Genomic DNA, 19,011 nt, shown 5'->3' with positions numbered 1-19,011 from the left:
GGTGCGGGCGCGCCCCTCGTGGCATCCGGGGCCGGGGGCGGCGACGGCGCCCCCGGCCGGCGGCTCAGCCGGCCAGGCAGGACGGGCCGAGCAGCACCTTCAGATCGCCGAACAACGACGGGTCGGCGGTGACCCGGTGACGGTCCAGGCGGAGCACCGTGGTCTTCCGTACGCCCTGGAGCCTGATGCGGACCTCGGTGGAGCCGCGGTGGCTGCCGAGCACCTCGCCGAGCTTCTCGACCATCGGCGGGGTGACCTTCACGGCCGGAATGGTGATCGTCACCGGGGCGTTGGCGCCGGCCTCCGAGAGGTCGGGGACCATCATCTCCATGGCGACCAGCCGCGGCACGTCCTCCCGCTTGTCGAGCCGGCCCTTGACGAACACCACGGTGTCCTCGACGAGTTGGGTGGACACCAGCTGGTACGTCGCCGGGAAGAACATGCAGTCGATGGAGCCGGCCAGGTCCTCGACGGTGGCGATCGCCCAGGCGTTGCCCTGCTTGGTCATCTTGCGCTGGAGGCCGGAGATGATGCCGCCGATGGTGACGATCGAGCCGTCCGCGTAGTCGCCGCCGGTCAGCTGGGCGATGGCGGCGTCCGCCTTGTCGCTCAGCACGTGCTCCAGCCCGAAGAGCGGGTGGTCGGAGACGTAGAGACCGAGCATCTCGCGCTCCTGGGCGAGCAGGTAGGTCTTGTCCCACTCGTCCTCGGAGAACTCCACGTCCAGCCCGAAGCCGGGACCGTCGGCAGCGCCGTCGGCGGAGTCGCCCATCCCGCCGAAGAGGTCGAACTGGCCCTCCGCCTCCTTGCGCTTGACCTGGACGACGTTGTCGATCATCGACTCGTAGTGCGCGGTCAGGCCCTTGCGGGTGTGGCCCATCTCGTCGAAGGCGCCGGCCTTGATCAGCGATTCGGTGGTGCGCTTGTTGCACACCACCGCGTCGACCTTGTCGAGGTAGTCGGGGAAGGAGGAGTACTTCCCCTTGGCCTTGCGGCAGCGGATGATCGAATCGACGACGTTCTGGCCGACGTTCCGCACCGCGGTGAGGCCGAAGAGGATGACGTCGTCGCCCTGGGCGGCGAAGTTGGCCTCGGACTCGTTGACGTTCGGCGGGAGCACCTTGATGCCCATCCGTCGGCACTCGTTCAGATAGACCGCGGACTTGTCCTTGTCGTCGCGCACGGACGTCAGCAGCGCGGACATGTACTCGGCCGGGTAGTTGGCCTTGAGGTACGCGGTCCAGTAGGTGACCAGGCCGTACGCGGAGGAGTGCGCCTTGTTGAAGGCGTAGCCGGCGAACGGGACCAGGACGTCCCACAGGGCCTGGATCGCCGCGTCGCTGAAGCCCTTCTTCTTGGCGCCCGCCTGGAAGATGGTGAAGTTCTTCGCCAGCTCCTCGGGCTTCTTCTTGCCCATCACGCGGCGCAGGATGTCGGCCTCGCCGAGGGAGTACCCGGCGATGATCTGGGCGGCCTTCTGCACCTGCTCCTGGTAGACGATCAGGCCGTAGGTCAGGCCCAGGGTCTCCTTGAGCGGCTCCTCCAGCTCCGGGTGGATCGGGGTGATCTCCTGGCGGCTGTTCTTGCGCTCGGCGTAGTTGATGTGCGAGTTCATGCCCATCGGGCCCGGCCGGTACAGGGCCGAGACGGCGGAAATGTCCTCGAAGTTGTCGGGCTGCATCTGGCGCAGCAGCGACCGCATCGGTCCGCCGTCGAACTGGAAGACGCCGAGGGTGTCACCGCGGCAGAGCAGTTCGTACGTCTTGGGGTCGTCTAGCGGAACCGACAGGAGCTCCAGCTTGACGCCCTTGTTGGACTCCACCATCTTCACGGCGTCGTCCATGATCGTCAGGTTCCTGAGGCCCAGGAAGTCCATCTTGATCAGGCCGAGGTTCTCGCACTGCGGGTAGTCCCACTGCGTGATGGTCACGCCGTCGGTGTGCCGCACCCAGACCGGGGCGTGGTCGACGATGGGCTCGCTGGACATGATGACGCCGGCGGCGTGCACGCCCATCTGCCGGACCAGGCCCTCGACGCCCCTGGCGGTGTCGATGACCTTCTTGACGTCCGGCTCGTTCTCGTACATCCCCCGGATCTCGCCGGCTTCGTTGTAGCGCGGGTGCGAGGGGTTGGTGATGCCGTCGAGGTCGATGCCCTTGCCGAGGACGTCGGCGGGCATCGCCTTGGTGAGGCGGTCGCCCATGGCGTACGGGTAGCCGAGGACGCGGGCGGAGTCCTTGATGGCGTTCTTGGCCTTGATCTTGCCGTAGGTGCCGATCATGGCGACCTTGTCGGCGCCGTACTTCTCGGTCACGTACCTGATCACTTCGACGCGCCTACGCTCGTCGAAGTCGATGTCGACATCGGGCATCGAGACGCGCTCGGGGTTGAGGAACCGCTCGAAGATCAGCCCGTGCTCGATCGGGTCGAGGTCGGTGATGCCCATGGCGTACGCGACGATCGAACCGGCCGCGGAGCCACGGCCGGGGCCCACCGCGATGCCGTTGTTCTTCGCCCACATGATGAAGTCGGCGACCACGAGGAAGTAGCCCGGGAACCCCATCTGGATGATGACGTCCATCTCGTACTCGGCCTGCTTCTGCCGGTCCTCGGGCACACCGCCGGGGAAGCGGCGGAGCATGCCGCGGCGCACTTCCTCCTTGAACCACGTGGTGTTGGTGTAGCCCTCTTCCGGGATGTCGAACTTCGGCATGAGGTCGCGCTTCTCGAACATGCCGGTGGTGTCGACCTGCTCGGCCACCAGAAGGGTGTTGCGGCAGCCCTCCTGCCAGGCGTCCGAGGAGTCGACGGCGTACATCTCGTCCGTGGACTTGAGGTAGTAGCCCGTCCCGTCGAACCGGAAGCGGTCCGGGTCCGAGAGGTTCTTGCCGGTCTGGATGCAGAGCAGGGCGTCGTGCGCGGTCGCCTCGTGGGCGTACGTGTAGTGCGAGTCGTTCGTCACCAGCGGCGGGATGCCGAGCTTCTTGCCGATCTCCAACAGGCCGTCGCGGACCCGGCGCTCGATCTCGATGCCGTGGTCCATCAGCTCCAGGAAGTAGCGGTCCTTGCCGAAGATGTCCTGGTACTCGGAGGCGGCCTTGAGCGCCTCGTCGAACTGGCCGAGGCGCAGCCGTGTCTGCAACTCACCGGAGGGGCAGCCGGTGGAGGCGATGAGGCCCTCGCTCCACTGGGAGATCGTCTCCTTGTCCATGCGCGGCCACTTCTGCAGCCAGCCCTCGGCGTACGCGTCCGAGGAGAGCTTGAAGAGGTTGTGCAGGCCCGTCTTGTTCGCCGCCCAGATGGTCTTGTGGGTGTAACCACCGGAACCGGAGACGTCATCGCGCTTCTGGTGCGGCTGACCCCACTGGATCTTGCGCTTGTTGCGCCGCGACTCCGGTGCGACGTACGCCTCGATGCCGATGATCGGGGTGACCCCGGCCTTCTGCGCGGTGTGGAAGAAGTCGTAGGCGCCGTGGAGGTTGCCGTGGTCGGACATGGCGATGTGCGTCATCCCCATGTCCTTGCACGCCTTGAACATGTCGGAGAGCCGGGCCGCACCGTCCAGCAGTGAGTACTGGGTGTGAACGTGCAGGTGCGTGAACGGGGGCCTGGACGAGGGGGCCACGGCGCTGAACCTCCGGGAGCGGCAGTTGTCAGGACGGTCGGGCGGGGCGGGCGGGAGCGGCCCGTAAGGATGGGCGAAAGACGTCGGGAGAGGTCGGGAGGGATGGGTGTGACGGTCTTGAAGTCTACGACCCGGGACTGACAACCGAGGCCCCGTCGAGGGGTCCGCAGCGCCCCGACGGAGTGGCGGAGCGTCCGGGCACTCACGGGCGTCCCCACCCGTTGTCGGGCTGATCTCCGATCCGCTTTCCGGCACCCCAGGAGGCAGCAAGCGATGGCGACGATGCCGATGAGGCCGATTCCCCACGCCCCGGCGCGCGACAGCGCGTGGGACGGCCAGGACACCGCCCGGCGCGAGGGGCAGCTCCTCGCCGCCCTCGACACCGCCTCCGGCCCGGCCCTGCGCCGGATGGCCGGCTCCCCCGCCGCGTTCTTCCGGGGTGCGGCGGCCCTGTTCCACCACGACCTGGCGGCGGCCGGCGCGGGCGCGCCCGGCGCCCCGTATCTGGACGAGCGCACCGGCCGGGTGTGGATCCACGGCGATCTGCACGCCGGGAGCTTCGGCACGTACCTGGACGCCACGGGCCGGCTGGTGTTCGGCGTCACCGGTTCCGGTGAGGCGTACGTCGGCCCGTTCACCTGGGACCTGAAGCGGTGCGCGACCTCGGTGGCGCTGCTCGGCCATGCCCGAGGGCTGAGCGATGCCCGGATCACCGCACTGGTGCGGGCCTTCGCCGCGGCCTACCGGGAGCACGTCCATGCGCTGGCCTCCGGAGCGGACGCGATGCCGCCGGCCACCCTGGACACCGCCGACGGTCCGCTGCTCGCCGTGCTGCGCGCGGCCCGCGCCCGGACCCGGGCCGGGCTGCTGGCGCCCCTGACCGAGGTGTGCGACGGCGAGCGGCGCTTCGCCGGCGGGAGCGGCACCGTCGAGCTGGACGCGGCGGCCCGCTACACGGTCCTGGCGGCGTTCGACGGCTATCTGGAGACGCTGCCGGAGACCGGCCCGGCCCGTCCGGAGGCGTACCGGGTCAAGGACGTGGTGGGCCGCCGCGGCACCGCCCCGGCCGACCCGACCTCGTACGACCTGCTGCTGGAGGGCGGCAGCGACGTCCTGGAGAGCGACGTGGTGCTCACCATGCGGCAGGTGTCGGCGCCGGCGCTCGCCCGCCACCGCCCGGTCCCGGAGGTCGCCGAGCACGTCCGGCACGAGGGGCACCGGGCGGTGCTGGCCCGGCGCGCCCTCCAGGCGCACGCCGATCCGTGGCTGGGCTGGGCGGCGCTGAACGGCGCGGGCCTCCTGGTCGGCGAGGTGTCGCCGTACGCGGTCGGGCTGGACTGGTCCGCCCTCGACGCCCCGGAGGAGATCGCCGCGGCCGTCGCGGGGCTGGGCCGGGTCACCGCCGCGGCACACGCCGCGGGGGACGGCAAGGGCCGGCACCCGCTGGTGCCGTTCCGGCCCGAGCGGGCCATCGACGCGGCGATCGCGGCCGACGAGGACGGTTTTGGGCCGCTGCTGGCGGACGTCGCGCTCTCCGCCGCGTCGCGCGCCCGCGCCGACCACCGGATCTTCGTCGAGCTCCTCCGGGACGATCGGTTCCCGGGCCGGTAGGACGGTCCGCCGCTCCCTCTTAGTGCTGCTTTACCGGATCCCATGGCACACTCGCTGGCGATGGACATTTCGGCGGCACACCTGCGGGCACTGCGCGCGGCGCTCTTCGCGGCGCTGTGCGTGACGCTGTCCTCGGCGTCTCACGTGCTGCTCTCCCGTATGCCGCTGCCGCCGGTCACCGTCGTGGCGACCGGCGTCGCGGTGTTCGCGCTCGCCTACGCGCTGGCCGGCCGCGAGCGCGGCTACTGGCGGATCGCCGGGCTGCTGCTCCCCCTGGAGCTCGCCGCCGACGCGGTCTTCAGCCTCGGCCAGCACACCTGCTACGGCCCGGACGGGGGCCCGGCCGCGCGCCTGCACTCGCTGGGCACGATGCTGCTCTGCGGTGGCGGTCCGGTCGGCAGCCCGTTGGCCCAGGTGACCCGCGAGGGCGGCGTCCCGGCCCCGGTCTGGCTGCTGCTGCTCGCCGCGCACCTGGCCGTCGGGCTGCTGGCGGCCGGCTGGCTGCGCCGCGGCGAGGCCGCGCTGGTGCAGCTGCTGGGCGCGGTGGCCGGCTTCGCGTTCCGTCCGCTGCTGATCGCGGCCGCGGTCCTGGGCGGCACCGCCGCACCGCGCCGCCCGGTGCCCGCCCCCGTACGGACCGGGCCGGCCGCCCGCTCCGTCCCCCTGCTCGTGCACTCCGTGGTGCGCCGCGGGCCGCCGTGCGCGCTCGCCGCCTGACGGCCCTTCCCGGCCCGGCGGCCGGCGTGCGCCCGCCCGGCGCGCACGCCCCAGGCAGCACGCAGCCCGTCCCCATGGACCACGGAACCCACGGAGCAGAACAGTCATGAGCAACCGCAACACTCAGGCCAACAAGCAGGCAGCCCGCGACCGGCTGCGCGCCGAGCGCGAGCGGCAGGCCAAGAAGGACCGCACCCGCCGGCAGTTGATCGTCGCCGGCTCGGTGGTCGCGGTGCTGGCGGTGGCCGGCGGCATCGGCCTGGCGGTCGCCAACTCCGGCGGCGGCACCAGCAGCACCGGCGGCTCGGGCGCCGACGTCTGGGCGAAGGCCGCCAAGGCCAAGCCGGTCCCGCCCGCCAACACCAGCGGCCCCAACGGCACCACCGTCGTCATCGGCAAGTCCGACGCGAAGAACTCCCTCGAACTCTTCGAGGACCCGCGCTGCCCCGGCTGCGCCGCCTTCGAGGAGACCGTCGGCGCGACGGTCGAGAAGGACATCAGCGACGGCAAGTACAAGGCGACTTACCACATCGGCACGTTCCTGGACGGCAACCTCCAGGGCACCGGCTCCAAGAACGCGCTGAGCGCGCTGGGCGCCGCACTGAACGTCTCCCCGGACGCCTTCCTGAAGTACAAGTACGCGCTGTACTCCAAGGAGTTCCACCCGGACGAGACCGGCCCGGACAAGTTCGCCGACGACAGCTACCTGATCAAGGTGGCCGACACCATCCCGGCGCTGAAGGGCAACGCCGCCTTCCAGAAGTCGGTCAAGGACGGCACGTACGACGCCTGGGCGATGGCGATGTCCAAGGACTTCGACTCGCACAAGGACGTCCGCAGCACCCCGACGGTGAAGATGAACGGCACGGTACTGGGCACCCAGACCGCGCAGGGCCCGGTCGCGCCGTCCACGGTCGCGGACTTCAACGCCCAGGTGGACAAGAACCTCAAGAAGTGACCCCCGGGTACTGACGCCGGGGCCCACCCCCGGCAACGGCATCGGCCGGCGTGCCTCCCGCACGTCGGCCGATGCCAAATCTTGACCCGGTTTCCCGTCGTGCTCATGGCAGACTCCCGGCCATGCAGGGGAGGGGAGTCCGCCCGGCGGCCCGGCCCGGGGCCTCGCCCGGAGAGCGGCCGGGGGTCCGGGGGTTAGCTCCCCTGCCGTCAGGGCTCCGGGGCAAGGCGGCGCTGTTCACCGCGGTGTGCGTCACCCTGTCCGCCACCTGTCACGTCCTGCTCTCCCACACCCCGCTGCCGCCCGCGACGCTCGCCGCGGTGTGCGCCGGGATCTTCGCCGCGGCCTACGGGCACGCCGGCCGGGAGCGCGGCTACGGACGGACCGCCGCGCTGTCGGTCCCCCTGGAACTGGCCTCCGACACCGTCTTCACCACCGGGCAGTACGCCTGCTACGGCCCGGCCGGCGGTCCGGTCGCCGGCCCGCTGCACGCGGTCGGGGTCGACCTGCTGTGCCGGGGCGCCGCGGGCGGCACCGGCCCGGCGGAACCGACCGCCCTCCGCCACGGCCTGCCAGCGGTACAGCCGGCCGCCGCCTGGCCGCCGCTCGCCGCGCACCTCGCCATCGGCCTGCTGGCGGCCGGCTGGCTGCACCGCGGGCAGGCCGCGCTCGGCGCCCTGCTGCGGGCGGCCGGCACGGGAGCCGCCCGGCCACTGCGGACCGCGGCCGCGGTGGTCCGCGCCGCCGTCGCCTCCCACCACCGCCGCCACCCGCGGCGCCCACCGGCGCCGCCCCGGCCGCTCCCCCTCCGCACGCACCACGTACGCCGTCGCGGCCCTCCGTTCCCGGCCGCCGTCTGACACCCGCACCGCCCTCAGCCAGCGCAGCACCGAAGGATCGGACACCCCCCATGAGCAACCGGAACAACCAGGAGAACAAGCAGGCCGCCCGTGAGCGGATCCGCGCCCAGCGCGAGACGGAGAAGAAGAAGGAGCGGCTGCGCCGTCAACTCATCGTGGCGGTCTCGGTCGTCGGCGTCCTGGCGGTCGCCGGCGGCATCGGCTTCGCCGTGATGAAGGCGAACGAGCCGACCGGCTGGGAGGCCGCCAAGGAGGCCAAGTTGGTCACCCCGGCGCACACCCAGGGCAAGAACGGCACCGAGATCCTGATCGGCGACAAGGGCGCCAAGGACACCCTGGAGGTCTTCGAGGACGTCCGCTGCCCGGCGTGCGCGGCGTTCGAGCAGAGCACCGGCGAGGAACTGCTCAAGGACATCCACGACGGCCGGTTCAAGGTCCGCTTCACCATGTACTCGTTCATCGACGACATGCAGGGCGGCGAGGGCTCCAAGAACGCCCTGAGCGCACTGGGCGCGGCGCTGAACATCAGCCCCGAGGCGTTCCTGAAGTACAAGTCGGCGCTGTACTCGACCACGTACCACCCCGACGAGCGCGAGGACCTCTACGCCAAGGACGCCGAGCTGCTGAAGGTGGCCGCCGCCGTGCCGGAGCTGAAGGGCAACAAGGCGTTCGAGAAGCAGGTCAAGGACCGCACCTACGACCGCTGGGCGATGGAGATGACCGCGCTGTTCGGCCGCAAGGGCGTGCGCGGCACCCCGACCTTCATGCACGGCGACAAGAAGCTGACGATCGCGGAGATCCCGCAGCAGCAGATGACGCAGGAGCAGTACAACCAGCTCGCGCGGGCCAACTTCCGCAAGATGATCGACACGGAGTTCGGCCCGGCGAAGGGCGGGGACACGGGCAAGGGCGGGGACGCCGGCAAGGGCATCGCCAAGGGCGAGAAGGACCCGACCAAGGGCAACTGACCGCCGCCGTCCGCCCGGTGACGGGCCCCGGGCGGACGTTCCGGATCTCCCGGAATCCGCCCGCCCCGGCCCGCCCGGCCGCGGTTCAGTCCCGCGCGGGCAGGTCCGCCAGGAACCCCAGCGCCACCTTCCAGGCCCGCTCCGCCGCCTCCCCGTCGTAGTCCGGCAGGTCGGGGTCGGTGAAGAGGTGGCCGGCGCCGGCGTAGCGGAACACCTCGACGTCCGCGCCGGCCCGGCGCATCCGCAGGTACCAGGCGTTCAGCCAGTCGTGCGGCTCGAACGGGTCGGGGTCGGCGACGTGCAGCTGCACCGGCAGGTCGTCGGCGCTGGCACCGTCGGCGATGTCGGAGGTGCCGTGCATCAGCAGCAGCCCGCGGGCCTTCTCGTCGCCGAGGGCGAGGTTCTGCGCGACCGCGCCGCCGAAGGAGAACCCGGCGTAGACCAGTCCGCGGTCGGAGTACGGGGCGACGGCCGCGACGGCGCGCCGGAGCAGCTCCTCCTTACCGATCTCATCCTTGATCACGATGCCGTCGGCGACCGAGTCCGCGGTCCGCTCGCCGAACAGGTCCGGGACGATCACCTCGTGTCCCGCGGCCCGCAGCCGGTCCGCGTCGGCGTGCACGGCGGGGCGCAGCCCGCACACCGAATGGAACAGCACGATGGTGGAGGAACCGCTGGTCGCGGGGTCGACGGAGGCGGGCACAGACATCACTTCCCTGGGGTTGGATCGCTCTCCCCCCATCGTGCCAGCTACGGTCGTCGGGTCCGGCAGGAGCACACCGCACCGCACCGAGGAGGGGTCCCGTGTCCCTGGAGGCCGTGCTGCGCCCGATCGTCGTCATCGGGGGCTCGATCGTGGTCACGATCGTCCTGGTCTGGTCGATCGACCGGACCCTGTTGCGGATCGACACCCGGCACCCGGAGACCCCGCTGTGGGGGCTGCTGCGGCGCTGCCGGATACCGCTCCGACTGATGCTCACCGCGGCCCTGTTGCTGGGGTCCTACGACCAGACCGGGATCCCGGTCGTGGTGCACCACGCGCTGGGCATCGGCCAGGCCCTGACGCTGGTGCTGATAGCCGCCACCGCCTGGCTGCTGGTGCGGGCCGCGGCGGCGATCGTGGAGTCGTCGTACACGCGCTACGCGGCGAGCGCCCGGGACGCGGCGCGGGTGCGGCGGGTACGGACCCAGGTGACGCTGATCCAGCGGGTGGTCACCGCGGTGGTGATCGTGGTCGCGGCGGCCTCGATGCTGCTGACGTTCCCGCAGATGCGGGCGGTGGGCACGTCCGTACTGGCGTCGGCCGGACTGGTGGGCATCGTCGCCGGTATCGCCGCCCAGTCCACCCTGGGCAACCTCTTCGCCGGGCTCCAGATCGCGTTCGGCGACATGGTGCGCATCGGGGACACCGTGGTCGTGGACGGTCAGTGGGGCACGGTCGAGGAGATCACCCTGACCTTCCTGAGCGTGCGGACCTGGGACGAGCGCCGGATCACCATGCCGGTGTCGTACTTCACCAGCAAGCCGTTCGAGAACTGGTCGCGCGGTGGCGCCCAGATGACCGGCGCGGTCTTCTTCCACCTGGACCACTCCGCCCCGGTGGAGAAGATGCGGCAGCACCTGCACGAACTGCTCCAGGAGTCCCCGGAGTGGGACGGCCGGTCCTGGAGCCTGGTGGTCACCGACACGACCCCGTCCACCATCGTGGTCCGCGCCCTGGTCACCGCCCGGGACGCGGACGCCGTGTGGACGGTGCGCTGCCAGGTCCGCGAGCGGATGATCGAGTGGCTGCGGACCGAGCACGCCTACGCGCTGCCGCGGATCGCCACCGCGCCCGCCCCGGTCACCGAGGAGACGCTGCGCGCGGACCCGCCCGGCCCGGCGGACGCCGCGGGCGACACCGGGGAGCGCTGACCGACCGTCGGCCCGTACGTCCCGCCCCGGGCCACAGCTCCTACGGAGTGGCCCGCAGACTGCGCACGTCCAGGTGACGCAGCACCCGGTCGACGATCTCCGGGTCGGCACCCGGCTCGCTGCGCGCCGCCAACACCTCGTGCCGGGCGGCCGAGAGCATCTCGTTCTGGATCCGCTGGACCTTCTTCAGCCGGGAGATCCGCTTCTCGAACAGCTCGCGCCGCTCGTCGTCGACGATGTCCGGCGCGATCCGGGCCCCGATGTCGTACGCCCGGCGGGCCAGTTGGTCGGCGACCTCCTCGGCGACCTCCTCGACCTCCAGGACCTCCTTGAGCCGCCGCTTGGACGCCTTGATCACCCGCAGCGCCAGCTCCCGCTCCAGTGCGTCCGCGACGTCGGTGTCGGCCCGCACCCGCAGCCTGCGCACCAGCCAGGGCAGCGTCAGCCCCTGGATGATCAGGGTGGAGAGCACCACCGCGAAGGCGATGAAGAGGATCTCGTCGCGGGCCGGGAAGGGGCCGCCGTCCACCCCGAAGGGGATGGCCAGCGCCAGCGCCACCGAGGCCACCCCGCGCATCCCCGACCACCACATGATGACCGTCTCGCGCCAGCTCATCGGGATGTCCTCGTCGTAGTCCCGGCGCTTGTGCATCCGCTTGGCGAGCCAGGCGGCGGGCAGCAGCCACACCAGGCGCACCGCGACGACGACCCCGACCACCGCGGCGCCGGCGCCGAGCATCTCGCCCCAGCGGCCGGACGCGGCGCCGATGATGTTGTGCAGCTCCAGGCCGATCAGCCCGAAGGCGACGCCGGTGACGAGGGTGTCGACCACTTCCCAGAAGGTGTAGCCGGCCAGCCGGCCCATCACGTCGTCCGCGTCGACCGCGTACTCGGCCAGGAACAGCCCGCAGGTCAGCACCGCGAGCACGCCCGATCCCTTGAACTCCTCGGCCAGGACGTAGGCCACGAACGGCACCAGCAGCGTCAGCCCGATCTGGAGCGTCGGGTCGCCCAGCCGCCCCATCAGCTGGTTCGCGACCCAGCCGAGCACCAGGCCGACCGCTATGGCGACGACGGCGGAGAGCACCAGCGAGCCCACCGCGCCGGGCACCGAGAAGGTGCCGCTGATCACCGCGGCCAGCGCGACGTGGTAGAGCACGATCGCGGTGACATCGTTGAACAACCCCTCGCCCTCCAGGATGGAGACCATGCGGCGGGGCAGTCCGAGCTTGCCGGCCACCGCGGTGGCGGCGACCGGGTCGGGCGGGGCGACCAGCGCGCCCAGCACCACCGCGGCGGCCACCGGCATCCCGGGCACCACCGCCTGGGCGACCGCCGCGACCGCCGCCGTGGTGGCGAACACCAGCAGTACGGCGAGCAGGAAGATCGGCCGGAGGTTGGCGGTGAACTGCCGCCAGGAGGTGCGCTGGACCGCCGCGTAGAGCAACGGCGGCAGCACGATCGGCAGGATGTACTCCGGCGGTACCTGGACGTTGGGCACGAACGGCAGCAGCGCCAGCACCGCACCGGCGAGCGTCATCAGCACCGGCGAGGGCAGGCCCAGCCGATCGCCGAGCGGAACCATCACCACCGCTCCGAGGAGCAGGACGAACAGCAGGGCCAACTGATCCACGGTGATTACGCTCCGGGACGGTCGATTTCGATCACTTTCCGCCCCAAGCCTGCCATGAAGTGATCAGATGCCCGCTTTCGCCGACCGCGCCGTACCCAGTTGTTCGCAGCTGTTCGCGCCGACGACGTCAGTAGCTCTCGTCCCGGACGGTGTCCAGCGCGTGCTGGAGGTCCGCCGGGTACGTGCTCTCGAACTCGACCCAGCGCCCGTCCGAGGGGTGCTCGAAGCCCAGCCGCACCGCGTGCAGCCACTGCCGGGCGACGCCCAGCCGCTTGGCGAGGGTGGGGTCCGCTCCGTAGGTCAGATCGCCGACGCAGGGGTGCCGGTGCGCGGACATGTGCACCCGGATCTGGTGCGTCCGCCCGGTCTCCAGCTTGATGTCCAGCAGGCTGGCGGCCCGGAACGCCTCGATCAGGTCGTAGTGGGTGACCGACGGCTTGCCGTCGGCGGTGACCGCCCACTTGTAGTCGTGGTTCGGATGCCGCCCGATGGGGGCGTCGATGGTGCCGCTCATCGGGTCCGGGTGGCCCTGCACCAGCGCGTGGTAGCGCTTGTCCGGCACCCGCTCCTTGAACTGCCGCTTCAGCGAGGTGTACGCCCGCTCCGACTTGGCGACCACCATCAGCCCGGAGGTGCCGACGTCGAGGCGGTGCACGATGCCCTGACGCTCGGCGGCCCCGGACGTGGAGATCCGGTAGCCGGCCGCGGCCAGGCCGCCGATGACCGTGGTGCCGCTCCAGCCGGGGCTGGGGTGCGCGGCGACCCCCACGGGCTTGCCGATCACCACGATGTCCTCGTCGTCGTGCACGATCTCCATGCCCTCGACGGGCTCGGCGACGATCTCCACCGGCGCGGCGGCCGCCGGCATCTCGACCTCCAGCCAGGCGCCCCCGCTCACCCGCTCGGACTTCATCACCTCCGAGCCGTCGACCCGGACCTTGCCGGCCGAGGCGAGCTCGGCCGCCTTCGTCCGGGAGAAGCCGAACATGCGGGCCAGCGCAGCGTCCACGCGCTCGCCTTCCAGGCCGTCCGGTACGGGCAGGGTGCGGATCTCGGGAAGCGTGCTCACCCCACGAGTATGGCAGTCCCGCGGCACTGCCCCGCCCGGCGGCGGGTGAAGGCCCCCGGGACCGCTACGAGATCCGGGTCCGGACCGTCAGTCCTTGTGGACCGTGCCGTCCGGGTCCAACCCCCGGAAGGACAGCAGCACGATCAGCACGCCACCGCAGACGATCGCGGAGTCGGCGAGGTTGAAGACCGCGAAGTGCGCGGGGGCGATGAAGTCCACCACCGCGCCCTGGAAGACGCCCGGCGAACGGAAGATCCGGTCGGTGAGGTTGCCGAACGCACCACCCAGCAGCAGGCCCAACGCGATCGCCCAGGGCAGGCTGTAGAGCTTGCGGGCGATCCGGGCGATCACCACGATCACCACCGCGGCGATGATGGTCAGGAAGACCGTCAGCGCCTCACCGAACCCGAAGGCGGCCCCGCGGTTGCGGATCACGCTGAACTGCAACAGCGTCCCGATGACCTCGACCGGCGCGTGGTGCTCCAGCTTGGCGACCACCGCGAGCTTGCTGCCCAGATCGAGCAGGTAGACGACCGCGGCCACCAGTAGCAGCGCGGCGATCCGCCGCTTGCCACGCGCGGTGGGCCGCTCGCCCTCCGCCGGCCGTCCCCCTTCGGATCCCGCCGCGGGATCCGACCCGGAACCCGGCTCGGATTCCGGCGTACCGGTGATGCGTTCCGCCTCTGCCACGTGTGCGTCCCTCAGCCCGTCGGTTCATCCGCCAGGCCCAGCCCGGCTGACCACGAGAGTACGGCACATGCCTCCGGCAGCGGGCTGGACGGGTACCGGCCCGCGACGTGCCGCCACGGGCACCGATCGGGTCAGCGCCGCTCCTGCCTCTGCTTGCACTCCACGCAGAGCGTCGCCCTCGGGAACGCCTGCATCCGCGCCTTGCCGATCGGCCTGCCGCAGTTCTCGCACAGGCCGTACGTACCGGCGTCCAGCCGGCCGAGGGCGCGCTCGGTCTGGTGCAGCATCTCGCGGGCGTTGGAGGCCAGCGCCAGCTCGTGTTCGCGGGTGATGTTCTTGGTGCCGGTGTCGGCCTCGTCGTCGCCCGCGCCGTCCCCCGAGTCCCGCATCAGCCCGGCGATGGCGTCCTCGGCGGACACGATCTCGGCCCGCAACCGGCCCACCTCCGCCATCAGGCCGGACCGCGCCTCGGCGACCTCCTGCGGCGTCCAGGGGTCCTCACCGGGCCGTACCGCGAGTTCGCCGGGGATCGCGGCCGTACGGGCCGAGGGCACCGCGGAGTCCATATCGTGCGGGGCCGAAGCGGCCGCCGTCTTCTTCGCCACCACCGACTGCGCTCCCGTCTTCTCCGCCTCCGACGCGGCCGCCCCGACCGCCTTCGTCGCCGGCGCCTTCCCGGTCGTCGCCTTACCGGCCGCCGCCTTCTTGGCAGCCGTCTTCCGCGGGGCCGCCTTCTTGGCCGCGGCCTTGGCGGGCGCCGCCTTCTTGGCCGGCGCCTTCTTCGCGGCCGCCCGCTTCGGCGCGGCCTTCTTCGGAGCCGCCGGGTGCCCGGCCGCCTCCTCGTGGGTGGACTGCTGCGCGACGTCCTGGTCAGCGGCCCCGGTGGACGTCGTGGTCTTCTCCGCGGCGGTCTTCTTCGCCACCATGGCCGCGACCCCTTCACATATGTGATCTTGTTCGCGAATCGTGACGGGAACGATAAATCGCCACACGGCACGCGGCAACGGGACGCACCGCCCGGCCACCCCCGCCGCCGGGGCCGTACGTCCGGTCTGCCTCGGTTGTGCCCCGCTGCGGGCGCGGTAATCCGCCCGGAATGACCAGGTCTGGGGGTCTCGCCATTCGGGTCACCCGCCGGGCGGCGGCCGGCGCCCCTGTTGCCCCGGTCCCCTCGCCCCGGGGCCGGCGCCCGGAAACCGGTCGGCCGCCGTCGGCGCGGCCCTTTACACTGGGCGCAGCGAAAGGCATTGATGGGACGAGTAGCGTCATACGCAGCCTCCAGCGACCCGGGGACGGTGCGAGCCCGGGGGCGTGCATGACGTGAAGATCAGCCCGGAGCCGCCGGAAGAAAGCTCTGGACAGTGGGCTCCGCCCACGGGCCGCGGTCCACGGGGCGATTAGAACCGGCAGCGCGATCCCAATGAGGGGACGGTGCGGTCAGCGCCGTCAAGGAGGGTGGTACCGCGGGAGCCAGCGCTCTCGTCCCTCCGGTCGGAGTACGCACCCAGGTGTCCGCCGGAGGAACCGATGAGTCCCACACCCCAGTACCGCCCGGTACCAGCCCAGGTAGACCTGCCCGCCCTTGAGCACGCGGTGCTCGATTTCTGGCAGGAGCGGAAGGTCTTCGCCCGCACCCTCCAGCAGTCCGAGGGCCGCCCCGAGTGGGTCTTCTACGAGGGTCCCCCGACGGCCAACGGCATGCCCGGCGCCCACCACATCGAGGCCCGCGTCTTCAAGGACGTCTTCCCCCGGTTCCGCACGATGCAGGGCTACCACGTCGACCGCAAGGCCGGCTGGGACTGCCACGGCCTCCCGGTCGAGCTGGCCGTGGAGAAGGAGCTGGGCTTCAACGGCAAGAAGGACATCGAGGCGTACGGCATCGCCGAGTTCAACGCCAAGTGCCGCGAGTCGGTGACCCGGCACACCGACGCCTTCGCCGAGCTGACCACGCGGATGGGCTACTGGACCGACCTGGACGCCCCGTACCGCACCATGGACCCCGACTACATCGAGTCGGTGTGGTGGTCGCTGAAGGAGATCTTCACCAAGGGCCTGCTGGTCCAGGACCACCGCGTCGCCCCCTGGTGCCCGCGCTGCGGCACCGGCCTGTCGGACCACGAGCTGGCGCAGGGCTACGAGACGATCGTCGACCCCTCGGTCTTCGTCCGCCTCCCGCTGACCTCCGGCCCGCTGGCCGGCCGGGCCGCCCTCCTGGTCTGGACGACCACCCCCTGGACCCTGGTCTCGAACACCGCCGTCGCCGCCCACCCCGACGTCACCTACGTCGTCGCCACCGACGGCACCGAGCAGCTGGTCGTCGCCGAGCCGCTGCTGGAGAAGGCGCTGGGCGAAGGCTGGACGGCCACCGGCGAGTCCTTCACCGGCCGCGAGATGGAGCGCTGGACCTACCAGCGCCCCTTCCAGCTCGTGGACCTCGACGGCGCCAACTTCGTCGTCAACGCCGAGTACGTCACCACCGACGACGGCACCGGCCTGGTCCACCAGGCGCCCGCCTTCGGTGAGGACGACCTCAAGACCTGCCGCGCGTACGGCCTCCCGGTGGTCAACCCGGTCCGCCCGGACGGCACCTTCGAGGAGCATCTGCCGCTCGTCGGCGGCCAGTTCTTCAAGAAGGCCGACGAGGCGCTGGTCGCCGACCTCGACGCCCGCGGCCTGCTCTTCCGCCACCTCGCCTACGAGCACAGCTACCCGCACTGCTGGCGCTGCCACACCGCGCTGCTCTACTACGCCCAGCCGTCCTGGTACATCCGCACCACCGCCGTCAAGGACGCCCTGCTGCGGGAGAACGAGAACACCAACTGGTTCCCGGAGTCGGTCAAGCACGGCCGGTTCGGCGACTGGCTGAGCAACAACATCGACTGGGCACTGTCCCGCAACCGCTACTGGGGCACCCCGCTGCCCATCTGGCGCTGCGAGGAGGGCCACCTCACCTGCGTCGGCTCGCTCACCGAGCTGTCCGAGCTGACCGGCGCCGACCAGTCCGGCCTGGACCCGCACCGCCCGTTCATCGACGAGATCACCTTCGGCTGCACCCACGAGGGCTGCGCGCTCACCGCCACCCGCGTCCCCGAGGTGATCGACGCCTGGTACGACTCGGGCTCGATGCCGTTCGCGCAGTGGGGCTACCCGTACCGCAACAAGGAGCTCTTCGAGAAGCGCTTCCCGGCGCAGTTCATCTCCGAGGCCATCGACCAGACCCGCGGCTGGTTCTACACCCTCATGGCCGTCGGCACCCTGGTCTTCGACAAGTCCGCGTACGAGAACGTGGTCTGCCTCGGCCACATCCTCGCCGAGGACGGCCGGAAGATGTCCAAGCACCTGGGCAACATCCTCCAGCCGATCCCGCTCATGGACCAGCACGGCGCCGACGCGGTCCGCTGGTTCATGGCCGCCGGCGGCTCGCCGTGGTCGGCCCGCCGGGTCGGTCACAACACCATCCAGGAAGTCGTCCGCAAGACGCTGCTGACGTACTGGAACACCGTCGCCTTCCAGGCGCTGTACGCCCGCACCGCCAACTGGGCGCCGTCCGCGGCCGATCCGGCCCCCGCCGACCGCCCGCTGCTGGACCGCTGGCTGCTCGGCGAGGTCAACACCCTGGTCGAGGAGGTCACCGGCGCCCTGGAGGGCTTCGACACCCAGCGCGCCGGCAAGCTGCTCTCCGCCTTCGTCGACGACCTCTCCAACTGGTACGTCCGCCGCTCCCGCCGCCGCTTCTGGCAGGGCGACCCGGCCGCGCTGCGCACCCTCCACGAGGTCATCGAGACGGTGACGCGCCTGATGGCCCCGCTCACCCCGTTCATCACCGAGCGGGTCTGGCAGGACCTGGTCGTCCCGGTCGCCCCGGACGCCCCGGACTCCGTCCACCTCTCCACCTGGCCGGTCGCCGACCGCGGGCTGATCGACCCGGCGCTCTCCGCGCAGATGCAATTGGTGCGCCGACTGGTCGAGTTGGGCCGCGCCACCCGCGCCGAGTCCGGGGTGAAGACCCGCCAGCCGCTGTCCCGCGCGCTGGTCGGCGCCCACGGCTTCGCGGACCTCTCCGAGGACCTGCGCGCCCAGATCGCCGAGGAGCTGAACGTCAGCTCGCTGGCCTCGCTCGCTGAGTCCTCCTCTGGTCGAGGGGGCGGCGGCTCCCTGGTCGACACCACCGCCAAGGCCAACTTCCGCGCCCTGGGCAAGCGGTTCGGCAAGGGCGTCCAGGCGGTCGCCAAGGCCGTCGCCGCCGCGGACGCCGCCGCCCTCTCGCTCGCACTGCGCAACGGCACGGCCGGCGTCGAGGTGGACGGCGAGACCGTCAGCCTCTCCCCCGAAGAGGTCATCATCACCGAAACCCCGCGCGAGGGCTGGTCGGTGGCCTCCGACGCGGGCGCGACGGTCGCCCTCGACCTGGAGATCACTCCGGAGCTGCGCCGCGCCGGCCTGGCCCGCGACGCGATCCGGCTGATCCAGGAGGCCCGCAAGAACAGCGGCCTGGACGTCGCCGACCGGATCGCGCTGCGCTGGACGACCACCGACGACGAGCTGCGGACGGCACTGACCGACCACGCCGCGCTGATCTCCGACGAGGTGCTGGCCACCGACTTCGCCGCCGGCGAGCCGGACGGGTCCTACGGCCCGGCCTTCACCGACGAGGCACTGTCCCTGACCTTCCACCTCCGCAAGGCGTAACGGAGCACGGAAGCACGGCAAGCACGACCGGGCCCCACGGGCCCGCACCGCAGGCCCCGGCGCACACCGCGCCGGGGCCTGCGCTCTTGTCCGCCCCCCACACACCACCGATCGCGCCCCCACAGGGACGACGGCACGGACGGCACCACGAACAGGGCCGGGGGCCCCGGGGGGGGCACCCGGGGCCCGGCCCGGGGGGCGGCCCGGGGGGCGGATAAGCGTGGAGCCCGGCGGCACGGGGGGTGGGCGGGCGGGTGGGGGAAGCGCCCGGGGGGCC

At 71.6% G+C, this 19,011-nt stretch carries 13 protein-coding genes; 7 read left to right on the top strand and 6 right to left on the bottom strand.

All coding sequences use genetic code 11. The features are described from left to right. Positions 1-64: 64 nt before the first annotated feature. On the bottom strand, positions 65-3,625 hold the full coding sequence (dnaE, locus tag ACFVT2_RS35135; RefSeq protein WP_390024687.1) for a DNA polymerase III subunit alpha: 3,561 nt from the start codon (positions 3,623-3,625) through the stop codon (positions 65-67). A gap of 288 nt (positions 3,626-3,913) precedes the next feature. Between dnaE and ACFVT2_RS35130 the strand changes: the two genes are divergently transcribed. From ACFVT2_RS35130 to ACFVT2_RS35110, 5 genes are all read left to right on the top strand, one after another. Continuing rightward, positions 3,914-5,236 (top strand): DUF2252 family protein, encoded by a 1,323-nt coding sequence (locus ACFVT2_RS35130; protein ID WP_390024685.1) that lies wholly within the window; start codon positions 3,914-3,916, stop codon positions 5,234-5,236. Between the two features lie 60 nt (positions 5,237-5,296). Beyond that, a complete protein-coding gene (locus ACFVT2_RS35125; RefSeq protein WP_390024683.1) occupies positions 5,297-5,953 on the top strand; it encodes a hypothetical protein in 657 nt (218 codons plus the stop codon). 106 nt (positions 5,954-6,059) lie between these two features. After that, a complete protein-coding gene (locus ACFVT2_RS35120; RefSeq protein WP_390024681.1) occupies positions 6,060-6,911 on the top strand; it encodes a thioredoxin domain-containing protein in 852 nt (283 codons plus the stop codon). A 245-nt stretch (positions 6,912-7,156) separates the two neighbouring features. Next, entirely contained in the window at positions 7,157-7,771 is a 615-nt protein-coding gene (locus tag ACFVT2_RS35115; RefSeq protein ID WP_390024679.1) for a hypothetical protein, read from the top strand. Between the two features lie 50 nt (positions 7,772-7,821). Then, complete coding sequence (locus ACFVT2_RS35110; protein WP_390024677.1) at positions 7,822-8,739, top strand: thioredoxin domain-containing protein; 918 nt, start codon at positions 7,822-7,824, stop codon at positions 8,737-8,739. A gap of 85 nt (positions 8,740-8,824) precedes the next feature. Here the strand turns inward: ACFVT2_RS35110 and ACFVT2_RS35105 are convergent, their stop codons facing one another. Beyond that, the gene (locus tag ACFVT2_RS35105) at positions 8,825-9,448 is read right to left on the bottom strand and encodes a dienelactone hydrolase family protein (protein ID WP_390024675.1); all 624 of its coding nucleotides are present in this window, start codon (positions 9,446-9,448) and stop codon (positions 8,825-8,827) included. 101 nt (positions 9,449-9,549) lie between these two features. Between ACFVT2_RS35105 and ACFVT2_RS35100 the strand changes: the two genes are divergently transcribed. Next, positions 9,550-10,653 (top strand): mechanosensitive ion channel family protein, encoded by a 1,104-nt coding sequence (locus ACFVT2_RS35100; protein ID WP_390024691.1) that lies wholly within the window; start codon positions 9,550-9,552, stop codon positions 10,651-10,653. A 40-nt stretch (positions 10,654-10,693) separates the two neighbouring features. Here ACFVT2_RS35100 and ACFVT2_RS35095 read toward each other — a convergent pair whose 3' ends face one another. From ACFVT2_RS35095 to ACFVT2_RS35080, 4 genes are all read right to left on the bottom strand, one after another. Then, positions 10,694-12,286, bottom strand: coding sequence for a Na+/H+ antiporter (locus ACFVT2_RS35095; RefSeq protein ID WP_390024673.1), 1,593 nt, complete (start codon positions 12,284-12,286; stop codon positions 10,694-10,696). Between the two features lie 127 nt (positions 12,287-12,413). Next, on the bottom strand, positions 12,414-13,355 hold the full coding sequence (locus ACFVT2_RS35090) for an RluA family pseudouridine synthase (RefSeq protein WP_390024671.1): 942 nt from the start codon (positions 13,353-13,355) through the stop codon (positions 12,414-12,416). An 87-nt stretch (positions 13,356-13,442) separates the two neighbouring features. Then, on the bottom strand, positions 13,443-14,045 hold the full coding sequence (gene lspA, locus ACFVT2_RS35085) for a signal peptidase II (protein WP_390024669.1): 603 nt from the start codon (positions 14,043-14,045) through the stop codon (positions 13,443-13,445). A gap of 131 nt (positions 14,046-14,176) precedes the next feature. Next, the gene (locus tag ACFVT2_RS35080) at positions 14,177-14,971 is read right to left on the bottom strand and encodes a TraR/DksA family transcriptional regulator (protein WP_390024667.1); all 795 of its coding nucleotides are present in this window, start codon (positions 14,969-14,971) and stop codon (positions 14,177-14,179) included. 601 nt (positions 14,972-15,572) lie between these two features. On the opposite strand from ACFVT2_RS35080, the gene ileS reads away from it, so the two are divergent. Beyond that, the gene (gene ileS / locus ACFVT2_RS35075; RefSeq protein WP_390024665.1) at positions 15,573-18,734 is read left to right on the top strand and encodes an isoleucine--tRNA ligase; all 3,162 of its coding nucleotides are present in this window, start codon (positions 15,573-15,575) and stop codon (positions 18,732-18,734) included. The last annotated feature ends 277 nt before the right edge of the window (positions 18,735-19,011 follow it).

The organism is Streptomyces sp. NPDC058000, from assembly GCF_042886435.1.
Lineage (GTDB): Bacteria > Actinomycetota > Actinomycetes > Streptomycetales > Streptomycetaceae > Streptomyces.
This window is presented reverse-complemented; position numbering and strand designations above follow the sequence as displayed.